Origin of the sequence: Streptomyces cellostaticus (genome assembly GCF_001513965.1) — a bacterium.
Classification (GTDB): domain Bacteria; phylum Actinomycetota; class Actinomycetes; order Streptomycetales; family Streptomycetaceae; genus Streptomyces; species Streptomyces cellostaticus.
Genome location: NZ_KQ948016.1, coordinates 235,536 through 249,016 on the forward strand (window position 1 = coordinate 235,536; position 13,481 = coordinate 249,016).

A 13,481-nucleotide genomic window follows, 5' to 3' on the forward strand; every position below is an offset into this window, starting at 1 on the left:
CACCCCCACCTGGTCATGCGCAGCCAGGCCTTGCGGAATCGCCACCGCACGTAGCCTCTACGCCTTGCGGCCCCAAGCCGAGATCATCGGTGCGGTGGCGAGGTCCATGCCGCCCGCTTCCACGTTGGCCAGGTACCGGTCGACGTCCTCGTCGGTGGCGGGGCTCGCTGTGACGCGCCGATCGCGGATCTGACGGACCGTGGCGGCCTCCAGGACGGCGCAGGCGGGCGAGGTCACGGGGAAGTGGGCGTGGCCTCCGCTTCGCGCAACCCGGCCGCACGGAGCGGACGCGGGAGCTTGCGGCCGTACGACAGGTCGGCGCCGCGGTCGGCGAGCAGCTCGCGGAAGCCTTGGCGCAGCCGGATGGCGAGCTGCTGCTCGGGGCCGTACGCGTCAGGGCAGATCAGGGGCTGGAGGGCCGGTTCGGCGTCCTCGATCAGCAGCCGTCCGCCGCGCCGCAGTGCCTGGATCATGGAGGGCAAGGCCCTTGCCCGGTCCGGGACATGGACGAGGACCAGCCGGGCGTGTACCAGGTCGAAGCCCTCCCCAGGCGGCTCCTCGGCTCCCACGTCGTGGATGTGCACCTCGACCGGAGGACGGGCCACGGCGGCGAGGAGTGAGGTGTCGAGGTCGGTCGCGACGACCCTGCCGGTAGGGCCGACCTACTCGGCCGGCCAGGACACGACGGAGGTTCCGCCGGCCCCGACCTCCCAGCAGCGCGTGCCCGGCCCGAGTCCGAGCGCTTCGAGATGCCGGAAGGTGGTGGGATCGCAGAGAGAGGCGAAGGCCTCGAAGCGCTGTCCGCCACGGCCTGCCGGTCGTCCAGGAGGTACCCGTCGGATCGCGCCATGCCGCGATCATCCTAATTGTCCTGGCTGTCAGGAGCGGTCGGCCCCTTGTCCACAGGCAGGAACAAAGCGGAAGCGGTCATTCCCACAGGCTTACCCGCGCTTTGCGCCGGACTGGCACACTTGCCGGGCAAGGCGCGAAAGCGTTACGCAAGGAGATCCAGGCAAGGAGATCCAGATGTCCATGGCGGGGAATCTGCGAAAGGTCACGGGGCTGGGCAGGGTCGGCGGCCTGCGCAAGGTGGCGCGGCTGGCCCGGCGGCGGCCGCGCGTTGACCTGAGCCATCCCGCCCGGTCACCGCTGGGCTCCTCAGTGGTGAACTGCGTGACGTACCAGGACGGCGCCCGGGTGCCGGGGTGCACCGACCTGGTGGATGCCGTGGAGAAGGTACGCAAGAGCGGCGAGGGGTTCGTCTGGCTGGGACTGCACGAGCCGACGGACCGTGAGTTCGCGGGCATAGCCGAGCTGTTCGACCTGCACCCGCTGGCGGTGGAGGACGCGGTGGAGGCCCATCAGCGCCCGAAGCTGGAGCGGTACGGAGAGACGCTCTTCGCGGTGTTCAAGACCGTCTGCTACGTGGAGCACGAGCAGCTGACGGCGACGAGCGAGGTGGTCAACACCGGCGAGATCATGGTGTTCATCGGCGAGGACTTCGTCATCACGGTACGGCACGGGCGGCACGGCTCACTGGGCCCGCTGCGCGAGGAGCTGGAGGCGGATCCGCAGCAGCTGGCCAAGGGGCCGGCGGCGGTGCTGCACGCGATCGCCGACCACGTCGTGGACGACTATCTGAACGTCACGGACGCGGTGCAGGCCGACATCGACCAGGTCGAGACGGACGTGTTCTCGGAGAACGGCGCACGGGCCGACCCGGGGCGCATCTACCAGATGAAGCGCGAACTCCTCGAACTGAAGCGGGCGGTGGTGCCGCTCGGCCGTCCGGTGGAGGATCTGGCCACCCGGCCGATACGCGTGGTCGACCCGGAGATACAGGCCTACTTCAGGGACGTTCTCGACCATCTGATGCGGGCCAAGGAGCAGATAGCCGCGTTCGACGAACTGCTCAACTCCATCCTGCAGGCACATCTCGCACAGGTGACGGTCGCTCAGAACGAGGACATGCGGAAGATCACGGCCTGGGCGGCGGTGATCGCCGTGCCGACGATGGTGTGCGGGGTCTACGGCATGAACTTCGACCACATGCCGGAGCTGCACTGGCGGTTCGGCTATCCGCTCGTCATGGGCGTGATGGCGGCGGCCTGCCTCGTGCTGTACCGGGGCTTCAGGCGCAACGGCTGGCTCTGAGCGCTCACACCGAGAAGGACACCACCTTCCGCGGGACAACCCTGATGATCACGCGGACCTCGTCGTCCTTCTCCGCCGGCGGGTCGATGCCGAGGTACTTGTGCGACAGCTCGTACGGGAGCCGTTTGCCCTCGTCCGGGAGGATCTCGGCGACTCCCCGGATCTCGGCCGAGCTGTAGGGGTTGGCCAGGTCGAAGACGGTCAGGCTGATGCGGGGGTCACGGCGGAGGTTGCGCACCTTCTGGCGGCCGTCGGTGGACGAGAAGAGCACGGCGTCGCCCTCGCGCTTGATCCAGACCACCGAGTTCTGCGGGGCGCCGTTGGGGCCGAGCGTGGCGACGCTGGCGAAGTTCTTGCCGTCGAGGAGGGCGCGGACGGAGTCACCGAGGGCGACGGCAGTGTGCGAGGAGGTCGTCATGTCGCCACTCTAATTACATGCACGCACATATAAAAGGGGGTTGCTCGAGTCTGTTGGATCAGCCGTTCCAGGCGGGGTGTCGCGGGTCGTCGGCGCGTACGAGGACGTCGGCTGTGCCGGCCGGGTCGGTCTCGGCCGCGTAGCGCTCGAAGGCGGGGAGCGTCCAGTGGTCGGCCTCCGGGGTGCGGCGGCGCAGGGCGCCCGGGGAGAGGAGGACATGGACGGTCAGGTCGAAGGGGAACCAGTGCCGTAGAAGAAGGGGGCCGTGGAGCAACAGGACTGCACCGGGAGGGAGTTGGAGATACGGACTGCGGGTGGCACGGTCGGTGGCCGGGTCCCACAGGTCGGCCAGGACACGGCCGTTCCCTCCCGGGTCGAGCGGGCCGAAGACCTCACGCCACAGGGCGCCCGTGTCGAACCAGCCGCTGTAGTACGACTCTGCGTCCCGTCGCCCGTACTCCAGGCGGAGCGAGGCGGGGCGCAGGAAGCCCTCGGCGCCGACGACCAGCGAGGGCCTGCCCCGCACGCGCAGCGCCTCGGCGACGCGCTCGGCGAGGTCGCCCGGGCCGGCGGCCGGCGCCCCGTCGAAGCCGACCCGCGGCCAGGCACTCCCGTCGGCCGGCTTCAGTTCGAGCAGCCGGTCGGCAAGCAGCTCGGCGAGCCGGTCCCAGGTGATCGCTTCCAGTCGCACAACGCCCATGATGCCGGGTGGGGTCGATGAGCGACGAAAGGAGGGTCCTGCTGCGATCACGGGAACGGCGGCCGGCGGCACCCGGACGGCGATGCTCGGCAAACCGCGGCCAGGCGGGGATGTTCATGGGCCCGGCGGGCCGCGAGCAGGGCAGCGAGGTGGGGTGTCGCTCCAGGCCCGGGCGGCGTCCAGGAGGGGGATCAAGGTGCGACCGAGAGCAGTGAGGACGTCATCAACGCGGGGCGGTTCTCGTCGTACGCGGTGCGGGTCACGAGGCCGGCGCGTTCCATCGCACCCAGCGACTCACTGAGGACCTTCGGGGTGAACGCCTTGGGCGGGACGCGGAGTTCACCGAGGCGGCGCGGGCCGGCTTCGAGCCAGCGGATCACCCTGCCTGCCCACGCCGGTAGGGCACCGCACGCGGGTGTCGGTGTTCAACCACGGGCGAGCAGACGAGAACGAGAACGAGATCGAGAAGGAGAAGGAAGAAGAGAGCGAGGAGGAGATCGAAGAGAAGACGGGGTAGGCCGGCGCGGGAGCCGGGGCCTGTGGCGGGGAAAGAACCGCGTATGGCGCGTTATGCAACTCCCCTCCTTCCCCGCGGACTTGTCGTCGTCCAGCCTCTGCGGAGCAAGCGCTGTGCCGGGTGCCGGCGTGGACCGCTGTCGCTGCTCGTGCTGGAGGACGGGGCACCGCGCTGCCTCGTCTGCGCCGACCTGGGGCATCTGGTGTTCCTGCCGCGCGGCGACACGGCCCTCACCCGCCGAGCGCGGGAGGAGAGCACGCTGTCGGTGGTGGTGGTGCGGTTCAACCGGCGCAAGAGCCGGTACGAACGGCAGGGCGTGCTCGTGGAGGAGGCGGCGCTGGCCCGGGCCGAGGCGCGATGCCTGGCGGACGCCGAGGCCAGGCGTCGGCGAAGGGCGCGGGACGCGCGGCGCAGGGCGGCGGAGGACGAGCGGTTCGCGGCGGCGTTCACGGCGGAGATCTTGAGGCTCTTTCCCGGGTGTCCGGACGAGCGGGCCCGGGCCATAGCGGCGCACGCGTCCGTGCGGGGCAGCGGACGGGTCGGGCGCAGCGCGGCCGGGCGGGCGCTGTCGGAGGGAGCGGTGATCTCGGCGGTCGTGGCAGCGGTACGGCATGTCGACACGCTGTACGACCAACTACTGATGAGGGGGGTGCCGAGACACGAGGCGCGGCGGCGGATCGCGGGGGCCGTGGAGAGCGTGCTGCGGGGGTGGGAGGAAGCGGCCGACGTCGGCTGAAAACGTACGCCGGCAGAGGGCTGAGGGAGTACGGGGCCACATGCAGGACCTACCAGGCCGAGCACACCCAGCACACCCGACACGATCAGGCACGATCGGCACGAAAAGCGGCCCGTCGGTCACGGCCACGCTGGGCACCGGGCTGGTGGCCGGTGGTTTCTGCGGATTCTCGGCTCCTTCGGGCTGACCATGGTCGCGAACGTGCCCCGCCACGACAGGCCGGCCGGGCCGCCCGGGCAGCCCCGAGGCCGCGGTGTACTGGCTGTGCATGTGCGCGAGTGGACGTTCTGGAACCGCGTCCGCACGGTCGACTCCGCCGCGGCCGCCGTCGTGTACGTGCTGGCCCTTGCCTGGGCGTCCCCTGCGAGGGATCGGGGGGCAGGCCGTCCGCGCGCTGAGGGAATCCCTTCAGAAAGCGCTGTCCGCCACTCTGCGCGGGTGTCGGCGGCGACGTATCGTGGCCGAAAGAGTGCCGCCCGATGAGGCACGGCCCGTCGTACACCCAGTACCTCCCGGTACACGTACGCGAGGAAGACGACCATGGCCGATCCCAAGGGGTTCATGACCACGCCGCGCCAGGAGTGGCCGCGGCGGCCCGTCGAGGAACGGGTCCGGGACTGGGACGAGGTCTACGTCCCGGGAGCGCTGCTGCCCATCATCAGCAAGCAGGCGGACCGCTGCATGGACTGCGGCGTCCCGTTCTGCCACGATGCCTGCCCGCTGGGCAATCTGATCCCCGAGTGGAACGACCTGGTCTCCCGCGAGGACTGGCGGGCGGCAAGCGACCGGCTGCACGCGACGAACAACTTTCCCGAGTTCACCGGGAGGCTGTGTCCGGCGCCCTGTGAGGCGGGGTGTGTGCTCGCGATCAACCAGCCGGCCGTGACCATCAAGAACGTCGAGTGCGCGATCGCCGACCGGGCCTGGGAGGAAGGCTTCACCCCGCCGCGGCCTCCCGAGCGGCTGTCGGGGAAGACCGTCGCGGTGATCGGCTCCGGGCCGACCGGGCTCGCCGCGGCGCAGCAGCTGACCCGGGCGGGGCACACCGTCGCCGTGTACGAGAAGGACGACCGGCTCGGGGGGCTGATGCGGTACGGCATCCCCGAGTTCAAGATGGAGAAGCGGCATCTGGAGCGGCGCCTTGAGCAGATGCGGGCCGAGGGGACGAAGTTCCGTACGTCGACGGCGGTCGGGCGGGATGTTCCGGCGGCCGATCTGCGGATGCGCTACGACGCGGTGGTGCTGGCCACGGGTGCCACGGCGTGGCGGGAACTTCCGGTGCCGGGCCGGGAGTTGACCGGGATACACCAGGCGATGGAGTACCTGCCGCTGGCCAACCGGGTGTGCGAGGGGGATCTGGAGGTCTCGCCGCTGTCCGCGGCCGGCAAGCACGTGGTGATCGTGGGCGGCGGGGACACCGGTGCCGACTGTCTGGGGACGGCGGTGCGCGAGGGGGCCGCGTCCGTGACCCAGCTGGACATCTACGCACAGCCGGGTGCCGGGCGCGACGAGGACACCGAGCCGTGGCCGACGTATCCGAAGATCTACCGGCTGTCCGCCGCGCACGAGGAGGCACGGGACCTGCGGACGGCTCCGGCGGCGGACGCGGACGCCCGGCTGTTCGCGGCGTCCACGCTCCGCTTCGCCGGGGACGACAGCGGGCACGTACGGTCACTGCACCTGGTCGAGGTGGACGAGCGGCGGCAGCCGGTGCCGGGCACCGGGCGGACGCTGCCCGCCGGCCTGGTGCTGCTCGCACTCGGCTTCTCCGGGCCCGACCGGGAGGACGGGCTCGTCGATCAGCTGGGGCTGATGATGGAGCCGCGCGGCACGATCGCCCGCGACGGCGGCTTCGCGACCAACGTCGCCGGCGTGTTCGCCGCCGGGGACGCGGCGCGCGGTCAGTCGCTCATCGTGTGGGCGATCGCGGAGGGGCGGGCGGTGGCGGCAGCCGTGGACCGCTACCTGACGGGGAGTTCACGGCTGCCGGCGCCGATATCGCCGCACGACCGCCCGATGGCCGTGTAGCCGACGGGAGTCGGAGGGCGACCGGGAGCGTGATGCTTTCGGCCGCCTCAAGAACTCAGCGGCGGCGCTCGTCCGTGCCCGCCACCTTGCCCGTCGCCAGGGCCACGCGGTTCCACGTGTTGATCGCGAAGATCAGGGCGAACACATGGGCCAGTTCGGTCTCTTCGAAGTGAGCGGCCGCCTCCTCGTAGGCCTCGTCGGGGACGCCTGCGTCGGCGACCGACGTGATCGCCTCGGTCAGGGCGAGAGCCGCCTGTTCCTTCGGGGTGAAGAAGTGCCGGGCCTCGCGCCAGACCGCGACCATGTGCAGCCGGTCCTCGCTCTCGCCGGCCTTGCGGGCGTCGTTGGTGTGCATGTGGAGGCAGTAGGCGCAGTGGTTGAGGTGCGAGGCGCGGATCTGGATCAGCTCGACGAGGGCCGGGTCGAGGCCCTCGCGTGCGGCGGCGTCGAAGCCGATGAGGGCGCGGAAGGCCTTCGGGGCCGCCTTCGCGAAGTCCAGGCGGGTGCGGCCGGCGGCGGGGGCGGGGGTGGTCGTGGTGTTCGCGGTGTCGATCGTGTTCGTCGTCGTCATGTGCTTCAACCTATGGGGCCGAAAGACTGGCTGTAGGGTGCATTTCCATGGCGGAATCGTGGGTCAATTTGGCGGAGCGGATCGGCGTCGACCTGCATCTGGAGCTGCCGGGGCCGGGCGGGCGTCGGGCGGCGCTGATCCGGGCGTTGCGCGAGGCCGTGCGCAGCGGGCGGCTGGCCCCCGGCACCCGGCTGCCGCCCTACCGCTCGCTCGCCGCCGATCTGGGCGTGGCCCGCAACACCGTCGCCGACGCGTACGCGGAGCTGGTCGCGGAGGGCTGGCTCACCGCCCGGCAGGGCTCGGGCACCCAGGTGGCGGAGCGCGCGCAGCCGCTGCGGCACGCCGAGCGAGTGCCCAAAAAGGCACCTCCACGCGCGCGTGGGCTGCGGCACGACCTGAGGCAGGGCACGCCGGACGCGTCGGCCTTCCCGCGGGCGGCCTGGTCGGCCGCGTACCGCAGGGCGTTGCAGGCGGCGCCCAACGAGGCGTTCGGGCCAGGAGATCCCGCCGGGCGCCGGGAGCTGCGCGAGGCGCTCACGGAGTACCTGGCACGCGCGCGCGGGGTGCGCACCGAGCCGGACCGGATCGTGATCTGCTCCGGCTTCGCGCACGCACTGCGGCTGCTGTTCGGACCCAGCACAGTCGTAGGTGGAGGTGGTGTGCTGCGCGGTCCGCTGGCCGTGGAGGCGTACGGGCTGGACTTCCACCGGGGGCTGCTCGCTGCGGCGGGCGTGCGGACCGTACCGCTGCCGCTGGACGAGCACGGGGCGCGGGTGGCCGGTCTCGAGCGGGAGCGGGCCGTGCTGCTCACGCCCGCGCACCAGTTCCCGACCGGAGGTCCGCTGCACCCGGAGCGCCGGGCGGCGGTGATCGACTGGGCACGCGCGCGTGGGGCGGTGGTTCTGGAGGACGACTACGACGGCGAGTTCCGGTACGACCGCAGACCGGTCGGCGCACTCCAGGGCCTCGACCCGGAGCGGGTGATCCACATCGGCTCGGTCAGCAAGAGCCTGTCCCCGGCGCTGCGGCTGGGCTGGATGGTGCTGCCCGAGCGGTATGTCGGGCCCGTACTCGCGGCCAAGGGCGAGCGCGAGGGGTGGGCGAGCGTGCTGGATCAGCTCGCCCTGGCGGACTTCGTGGTCTCCGGGTCGTACGACCGTCATGTGCGGCGCATGCGGCAGCACTACCGGCGTCGGCGTGACCGGCTGGTCGCGGTGCTCGCCGCGCATGCGCCGCACATCGAGGTGACCGGCATCGCGGCGGGGCTGCACGCGGTGCTGAGGCTGCCGTCCGGCACCGAACGGTCCGCGGTGAAGGCGGCTGCCTGGCAGGGGGTCGCCCTGGACGGACTCGCCGCCTTCCGGCACCCGGAGACGGAGATGCCGGCGCCCGACGGTCTGGTGGTCGGGTATGCCACGCCGTCCGAACACGCCTACGGCGCGGCGCTGGAGGCGCTGTGCGGGGTGCTGCCGCCGGGGTGAGGGTGCACAGGGAGGATTCGCTGTCCGCGCACCCGAACCGCGTTCACCGGAGGCGCGACTCAGGCGCCGGCTCCGCGCTGCCGGAAGCGTCCGACGCGATGAATGGTCAAGTTCGTCACCAAGTCAACACCAAAATAAGGAAGTTGAGCGAGAAACAGCAATCATCGACAGTTCAGGACAGCAGGAAGTCGGCCTCCCCCGCCTTGGCGCCCTCGATGAAGGCGGTGATCTCGTCCGTGGTGTAGATCAGCGCCGGCCCGTCCGGGTCGGTCGACTGGCGTACGGCGATCCGGCCGTCGGCAAGCTTCATCGCCTCCAGGCAGTTGCCGCCGTTGCCGCCGCTCCAGGGCTTGTGCCACCCCTCGCTGCCCAACTCCCGTGCGGGCATGCCGTTGTAGACGCGACCGCGCGGCGTGATGCGATCCATTCACAGCTCCTTGCGGAGATCCCGGAGGATCTCCTTCGTGCGTTGTGCCGTAGCGGCCTGCGCCGCCATGCGGTCCATGACCTCCAGGTGGGTCGCCACCTCGGTGCGCGCGTCCAGGTAGACGGCGCCGGTCAGGTACTCGCTGTAGACCATGTCCGGCAGTTCCGACATGGCGAAGCGGAAGAGCACGAAGGGCCCGTACGTCCCCGGGTGCGGCCCGTTGGCGAACGGGGCGACCTGGAGCGTCACATGGGGCAGCTTCGTGGCCTCGAGCAACCGGTCGATCTGCGCGCGCATCACCTCCGGGCCGCCGACCGGGCGGCGCAGGGCGGTCTCATCCATCACCGCCCAGAAACGGGGTGCATCGGGACGGGTGAGCAGTTCCTGGCGTTGCATGCGCAGCGCGACATGACGCTCGATGTCGTCGGGGCTCGTCTGGCCGATGGCGCCCGACTTCAGCACACCACGCGCGTAGTCCTCGGTCTGCAGCAGGCCGGGGACGAAGTGCGGCTCGTAGGAGCGGATGAGACCGGCCGCGCCCTCCAGGCTGACGTACATCGAGAACCAGCCCGGCAGGATGTCGTGGAACCGCTGCCACCAGCCGGGTTTGTTGGCCTCCTCGGCCAGTTGGACGAAGACGTCGGCCTCGTCGTCGGGAACTCCGTAGGCCTTCAGCAGCAGTTGCAGGTACGGGATCTTGAGGGAGACCTCGGCCATCTCCATGCGGCGGACGGTGGCGGGGGCGACGCGGAGCACATGGGCGGCCTCCTCGCGCTTCAGCCCGGCGCGTTCCCGCAGGTCCAGCAGGCGCCGGCCCAGGACCACCTGGCCCACGGTCGGCGCGGACCGTGGTTCGCTCACGCTCCCACCTCCAACTGAACAGTCCCCTCCGGCGAAAGAATCCTGACAGCCCTGCGGCGCCGTTCGAAGACTCATTCGAACGATCCGGCCGGATCGCCGACGGTCCCAATTGGCGCCGCTCGAGGTGCTGTTGCGAGCAGTGTGCCACGGCCATTGACCGAGTCACACTGCACTCTGCATTTTTCAGAGTGACACTTGCCAAGTGTTCACGGCGGGGAGATAGTGGCAAGCGTGATTCCGTCCGCGCCCTTAGGAACAGACGCCGCCGCAGACCGTCTCGGTCTCGGTGCCGATGGGGGTCCCCCCGCTCGAGCAGGTTCGAGAGCGGGAGAGGAAGCAGTCCCTGGTGGGGGCGCTGCCGAGCGCCGGTTCCGCTTCGAGCTGGCCGCACATCCGGGTTCCCCCGCTCAGGCCAGACGCCTGACGCGTGCCCGGCTGACCGGCTGGTCGGTGTGCGCGGACACCTGCGACACCGCGGCTCTGGTCATATCGGAGCTGGTCACCAACGCGATCGTGCACACCGTGAGCAGCCGCGTGGTGTGCGAACTGCACGACCACGACGACACGGTGCGCATAGCCGTGCACGACGAGGGCTGTGCACCCGGCGAACCCCACCCGTCCCCGCAGCGACCCGACGAGGAGCACGGGAGGGGGTTGCTTCTCGTCGACGCGCTGTGCCGGGCCTGGGGAGCCCACGAGCACGGCCCGGGCCTGCTGGTCTGGGCCGAGCTGGCCCGCCAGTCCGACGCCGCCCAGGGCCTCGTCGAGCCGTGCAACGACCTGGGCTGGGGCGCCCGCTCCAAGCCGGGCCCTGCGCCCGGTCCGGGCGAGGAGGACGAAGCGCAGGCCCGGCACGGGGCGATAACGGTGGAGCAGCGCCGCGGGCAGGCTCCGCGTGGGACGGCACCGGTGGAGCAGCACAGCGGGCATCCCCCGCACGGGACGGCACCGGCGCAACAGCGCCGCGCAGGGGGGCGGCCGTGAGCGGTACCGGCGAATCCGGTCGGCCGCTCGGCCTGGACACCCTGATCCACCTCGGACGCCGTCGGCCCACACCGGACCCGGTCCGCCGGCTACCGGTCCCCGAGGGCATGACGGCACCGCTCGGCTGTGACGCGGTGGCCGTACCCGACCGCCTCGGACCACTGGTCGTGCCGCTGCTGCCGCGGGTGGGCTGTGTGTACACCGACGGCGCGCACTGGTGGTGGATCGTTCCGTCGGACTCCGACTACGCCCTCCCCTGGCCTGCCCCTGCCCACTACGCACCCGGCGCCCTGGTCCCCGCCACCGCCCGCCTGATCCACCGCCCCGAGGGCACGGTCCCGTACACCCCGCCGATCCCCCTGTACCTGGCCCTGTGCCGAGTGACGGGCACGGCACCGGACTGGTCCCGCGCCGTCTCGGCGTGACGCCGCGCCGGCCTTGGCCGGTGCGGCGCGGCGAGCGGCAGGTGGCCTGAACGCGGGGGACGTTCACCGGACCTGACCTCACCTGCACGCGCAGGCCCGTCCGCGTCGGTCGGTGCCGTACCCCCGTCACGCCCCCCGGTACCCCCTCTCGCGCCCTGCCCCTGCGTCGTGCCGCCCGGGATAGTGGCGGTTCGGTCGTGGCCCGGGGGAGGGTGTGCGGTGGGGAAGAGACATGGGGCGGGTGGGCCTGAGGTCTCGGCGTCGGAGCGGCTGTTGTTCGGGGGGCCGCTGCGGTACGACATGGGCTGGAACGAGCACGCGGACGCGTTTTTGGAGCTGAACTTCCGGGCGATGCTGGTCAGGTTGCCCGGCATGCTGGCGTCCAGCCTGCGGCTGGCCCGGCAGGCGGACCCGCGGGCCGCGCGGATCGTGCTGGCCTGCGAGGTGGGCCGGGGCGCGGCCCAGGCGGTGAGTCTGCTGGCCGTGAACAGCGCGCTCGGGAAGCTGCTCTCCGGGCCCGGCATCGGGCAGCGCCTGCGCGAGGCCGCCCCCGCCCTCGCCGTCATGGCCGCCGTGATGCTGGTCGCGGCGCTGCTGCGGGCCGCCTCGACGTACGCCACCGGACGGCTGGAGCCCAAGGTGGAGCGGGTGGCGACCGAGCTGTACCTGGAGCGGGCGGCGAACGTGGAGCTGGCCGCGATCGAGGACCACGCCTTCCACAAGCTGCTGGACACCGCCCAGTACGGCGCCCGGTCCGCCCGCAGCATGATCACGTACGGCGCCCGGGTGATCAACGCGGTGATCTCCCTGATCGCGGCGGCCGGTGTGCTCACCGTGCTGCATCCGGCGCTGCTGCCGCTGCTGGTCACCATGACCCTGCCCAGCGCCTGGGGCGCCCTGACCAACGCGCGACGACGTTACGAGTCGTTCCACACCTGGGTGCAGCACGCCCGCGCCGGCCATCTGATCGGCAGTCTGCTGACCGAGCCGGCCGCCGCCCCGGAGATCCGGGTGCACGGCGTCGGACCGTTCCTGCTGCGGCACTTCCGGTCCATGTCGGAGACCGCGGAGGCGGAGCAGGCCCGGCTGTCCCGGCTGGCTGCCCGGACCGGCCTGATCGCGGCCGCCTGGACGGGTCTCGCGACCGTGGCGACGTACGCCACGCTGGGCGCGCTGCTGCTGGGTGGCGCGATGGCCCTGTCGGTGGCCGGTACGGCGGTGATCGCGATCCGGACCGGGTCGGCGAGCCTGGACACGCTCGTGCTGGAGATCAACGAGCTGCACGAGGAGGCCCTGTTCGTGGGCGATCTGCACCGGCTGTACACCGAGGCGGCCGAACGGGCGATCCCGGCGGGCGGCCGTCCGCTGCCCGAGAACCCTGCGGAGATCCGGTTCGAGAACGTCACGTTCAGCTATCCGGGTGACGCGGCCCGGCCCGCCCTCGACGACGTGACCCTCACGCTCCCCCTCGGCCGCATCATCGCGCTGGTCGGGGAGAACGGCTCGGGCAAGACCACCCTGGTCAAGCTGCTCGCGGGCCTGTACAACCCGGACCGGGGCCGGATCCTGTGGGACGGCGTCGACGCGGCGCGTGCCGACCGGCGGCTGCTCGCCGAGCGCATCGCGATGGTGGCCCAGGACTTCAAGCGCTGGCCGTTCACCGCCCGGGTGAACGTGGCCGTCGGCCGCTCGTCGGTGCCGCTGACCGAGGAGCGCCTGGCCGCGTCGGTCGCCGAGGCGGGGGCCGAGGAGGTGGTCGCGGATCTGCCGCGCGGCCTGGACACCCTGCTGGCCCGCAACTTCAGCGGGGGGCACGAGCTGTCCGGCGGCCAGTGGCAGCGCCTCGGCATCGCCCGGGCCGCCTACCGGCGCGGGCGCATCCTGATCGTGGACGAGCCGACCGCGGCGCTGGACGCGCGGGCCGAGCTGGAGGTGTTCGACAAGATCCGGGCGCTGGCGGGCAGCGGTCAGACCGTCGTCCTGATCACGCACCGGCTGGCCTCGGTCCGCCACGCCGACGTAGTGCACGTGCTGGAGCACGGGCGGCTGGTGGAGTCCGGCACTCCGGACGAACTCCTGGCCGGCGGCGGTGTCTACGCGGAGCTGTACACACTCCAGGCGGAGCAGTTCACGGCGAAGGTGCCGGCCCCGAAGCCGGCCTGAGCCGCCTCACCGCCGC

At 71.7% G+C, this 13,481-nt stretch carries 13 protein-coding genes and 1 pseudogene; 7 read left to right on the plus strand and 7 right to left on the minus strand.

Going from position 1 to position 13,481, the window contains the following annotated elements; all coding sequences use genetic code 11:
• Positions 1–57: 57 nt before the first annotated feature.
• Positions 58–850: pseudogene (locus AQI88_RS04690) on the minus strand (methyltransferase domain-containing protein).
• A gap of 176 nt (positions 851–1,026) precedes the next feature.
• Here AQI88_RS04690 and corA point away from each other — a divergent pair.
• Entirely contained in the window at positions 1,027–2,154 is a 1,128-nt protein-coding gene (gene corA / locus AQI88_RS04695) for a magnesium/cobalt transporter CorA (RefSeq protein WP_066992327.1), read from the plus strand.
• A 4-nt stretch (positions 2,155–2,158) separates the two neighbouring features.
• On the opposite strand, the gene AQI88_RS04700 is transcribed toward corA, so the two are convergent.
• The 3 genes from AQI88_RS04700 to AQI88_RS04710 form a co-directional block, all read right to left on the minus strand.
• On the minus strand, positions 2,159–2,572 hold the full coding sequence (locus tag AQI88_RS04700) for a PPOX class F420-dependent oxidoreductase (protein WP_066992331.1): 414 nt from the start codon (positions 2,570–2,572) through the stop codon (positions 2,159–2,161).
• Between the two features lie 58 nt (positions 2,573–2,630).
• Complete coding sequence (locus AQI88_RS04705; RefSeq protein ID WP_066993640.1) at positions 2,631–3,263, minus strand: nucleoside/nucleotide kinase family protein; 633 nt, start codon at positions 3,261–3,263, stop codon at positions 2,631–2,633.
• Between the two features lie 200 nt (positions 3,264–3,463).
• Positions 3,464–3,652, minus strand: a complete 189-nt coding sequence (locus AQI88_RS04710) for a winged helix-turn-helix transcriptional regulator (RefSeq protein ID WP_066992334.1) — start codon at positions 3,650–3,652, stop codon at positions 3,464–3,466.
• A 180-nt stretch (positions 3,653–3,832) separates the two neighbouring features.
• On the opposite strand from AQI88_RS04710, the gene AQI88_RS04715 reads away from it, so the two are divergent.
• Positions 3,833–4,525: a DUF2293 domain-containing protein gene (locus AQI88_RS04715; RefSeq protein WP_079057391.1), complete on the plus strand. Its 693-nt coding sequence runs from the start codon at positions 3,833–3,835 to the stop codon at positions 4,523–4,525.
• A 540-nt stretch (positions 4,526–5,065) separates the two neighbouring features.
• Entirely contained in the window at positions 5,066–6,553 is a 1,488-nt protein-coding gene (locus tag AQI88_RS04720) for a glutamate synthase subunit beta (RefSeq protein WP_066992336.1), read from the plus strand.
• 55 nt (positions 6,554–6,608) lie between these two features.
• Here the strand turns inward: AQI88_RS04720 and AQI88_RS04725 are convergent, their stop codons facing one another.
• A complete protein-coding gene (locus tag AQI88_RS04725; RefSeq protein ID WP_066992339.1) occupies positions 6,609–7,124 on the minus strand; it encodes a carboxymuconolactone decarboxylase family protein in 516 nt (171 codons plus the stop codon).
• Positions 7,125–7,171: 47 nt separating this feature from the next.
• Here AQI88_RS04725 and pdxR point away from each other — a divergent pair, with 47 nt between their 5' ends.
• Positions 7,172–8,605: a MocR-like pyridoxine biosynthesis transcription factor PdxR gene (gene pdxR / locus AQI88_RS04730; protein ID WP_066992342.1), complete on the plus strand. Its 1,434-nt coding sequence runs from the start codon at positions 7,172–7,174 to the stop codon at positions 8,603–8,605.
• A 172-nt stretch (positions 8,606–8,777) separates the two neighbouring features.
• Here the strand turns inward: pdxR and AQI88_RS04735 are convergent, their stop codons facing one another.
• Both AQI88_RS04735 and AQI88_RS04740 read right to left on the minus strand, forming a co-directional pair.
• Positions 8,778–9,032, minus strand: a complete 255-nt coding sequence (locus tag AQI88_RS04735) for a DUF397 domain-containing protein (RefSeq protein ID WP_066992345.1) — start codon at positions 9,030–9,032, stop codon at positions 8,778–8,780.
• A complete protein-coding gene (locus tag AQI88_RS04740; protein ID WP_066992347.1) occupies positions 9,033–9,893 on the minus strand; it encodes a helix-turn-helix domain-containing protein in 861 nt (286 codons plus the stop codon).
• A gap of 195 nt (positions 9,894–10,088) precedes the next feature.
• On the opposite strand from AQI88_RS04740, the gene AQI88_RS04745 reads away from it, so the two are divergent.
• The 3 genes from AQI88_RS04745 to AQI88_RS04755 all read left to right on the plus strand — a co-directional run bounded on the left by AQI88_RS04745 (position 10,089) and on the right by AQI88_RS04755 (position 13,465).
• A complete protein-coding gene (locus AQI88_RS04745; protein ID WP_398698690.1) occupies positions 10,089–10,877 on the plus strand; it encodes an ATP-binding protein in 789 nt (262 codons plus the stop codon).
• Positions 10,874–11,302, plus strand: a complete 429-nt coding sequence (locus tag AQI88_RS04750) for a hypothetical protein (RefSeq protein WP_066992349.1) — start codon at positions 10,874–10,876, stop codon at positions 11,300–11,302. Before AQI88_RS04745 ends, AQI88_RS04750 begins: the two co-directional genes overlap by 4 nt.
• 300 nt (positions 11,303–11,602) lie before the next feature.
• On the plus strand, positions 11,603–13,465 hold the full coding sequence (locus AQI88_RS04755) for an ABC transporter ATP-binding protein (protein ID WP_244184060.1): 1,863 nt from the start codon (positions 11,603–11,605) through the stop codon (positions 13,463–13,465).
• Positions 13,466–13,481: the final 16 nt, after the last annotated feature.

Excerpts from the sequence above, each read along its gene's own strand:
- corA (WP_066992327.1), top strand. The coding sequence starts at position 1,027 with ATGTCCATGGCGGGGAATCTGCGAAAGGTCACGGGGCTGGGCAGGGTC.
- AQI88_RS04700 (WP_066992331.1), bottom strand. The coding sequence starts at position 2,572 with ATGACGACCTCCTCGCACACTGCCGTCGCCCTCGGTGACTCCGTCCGC.
- AQI88_RS04715 (WP_079057391.1), top strand. The coding sequence starts at position 3,833 with ATGGCGCGTTATGCAACTCCCCTCCTTCCCCGCGGACTTGTCGTCGTC.
- AQI88_RS04720 (WP_066992336.1), top strand. The coding sequence starts at position 5,066 with ATGGCCGATCCCAAGGGGTTCATGACCACGCCGCGCCAGGAGTGGCCG.
- AQI88_RS04725 (WP_066992339.1), bottom strand. The coding sequence starts at position 7,124 with ATGACGACGACGAACACGATCGACACCGCGAACACCACGACCACCCCC.
- pdxR (WP_066992342.1), top strand. The coding sequence starts at position 7,172 with ATGGCGGAATCGTGGGTCAATTTGGCGGAGCGGATCGGCGTCGACCTG.
- AQI88_RS04735 (WP_066992345.1), bottom strand. The coding sequence starts at position 9,032 with ATGGATCGCATCACGCCGCGCGGTCGCGTCTACAACGGCATGCCCGCA.
- AQI88_RS04755 (WP_244184060.1), top strand. The coding sequence starts at position 11,603 with ATGGGCTGGAACGAGCACGCGGACGCGTTTTTGGAGCTGAACTTCCGG.